Raw genomic sequence first — 1,063 nt, 5'->3', positions numbered from 1 at the left:
ACTTCTACGCCGCCGTGCGGGACCGCCAGGTGGAGCGGGCCTGCGCGCTGCTGGCTCCGGAGGCGGCCGAGAGCCTGCGAACCGGGAATCAAAGGTGTGAGACCTCTCTCGGCGGGCTCGACCTGCCCGGCGGGCAGGTGCTGGACGTCGAGGTCTGGGGGGATGAGGCCCGGGTGCGGCTGAGTGGCGACACCGTCTTCCTGCACCGTTTCCCGGCGGGCTGGCGGGTGCGCGGCGCGGGCTGCACGCCTCGCGGTGACCTGCCCTACGACTGTGAGGTGAGCACCTGACATGCGCCTCATGTTCACCGTCACCGCGGCGATCATCGCGATCGGGCTGGTCTGTTTCTTCGTCATCGGCCTGCTGCAACGCTGAAAAAGGGGGAGGAGAGGGTGAGACGCTTCGTCAAGGACAACGGCCTGAGTCTGTTCTTCCTGGTGGCGTTCGTGCTGTCCCTGGTCGGCCAGTCCTTCGCCGGTAACGCCGCCGCCAACGCCGACCGGCTCGCCGAGGGCGGGACGGCACTGTCGTGGCCGGCCTACGTCACCTCCTCCGACTTCGCCGTCGACGTGGCGGAGAACTGGCAGTCGGAGTACCTGCAGTTCCTGCTGTTCATCCTGGCCACGGTCTGGCTGGTGCAGCGGGGCTCGCCCGAGTCGAAGAAGCCGGGTAAGCAGGGAGAGGAAAGCGACGCCGAGCAGAAGATCGGCCGGCACGCGGACGCGGACAGTCCGGCCTGGGCCGGGGTGGGCGGAGTGCGCCAGGGCCTGTATGGCCGCTCCCTCGGCCTGCTCATGGGGTTGATCTTCGTGTTGTCGTGGCTGGCGCAGTCGGTGGCGGGCACGGCCGCCTACAACGCCCGCCAGCTCGCCCAGTTGCAGGACCCCCTCGGCTGGGGGGAGTACGTCGTGTCGGCCGACTTCTGGAACCGGACCCTGCAGAACTGGCAGTCGGAGTTCCTGGCCGTCCTGTCGATGGTCGTGCTCTCGGTCTACCTGCGCCAGCGTGGCTCCCCGGAGTCCAAACCCGTCGGCACCCCGCACGAGGAGACCGGCGTGGAAGG

Annotated in this window: 2 protein-coding genes; both read left to right on the top strand. The window is 69.0% G+C overall.

Features of this window, described 5'->3' with window-relative positions:
• Positions 1-290, top strand: a 290-nt coding sequence (locus ACVCAG_RS45740) for a hypothetical protein (protein ID WP_447191670.1), incomplete at its 5' end; no start/stop codon positions are given.
• 102 nt (positions 291-392) lie between these two features.
• On the top strand, positions 393-1,063 hold a 671-nt coding region (locus tag ACVCAG_RS45735), incomplete at its 3' end, for a DUF6766 family protein (RefSeq protein WP_440089930.1).

This window comes from Streptosporangium sp. G12 (assembly GCF_052983175.1).
Note: the sequence above shows the minus strand (reverse complement) of the source record. Positions and strands in the feature narration are given on the sequence as shown.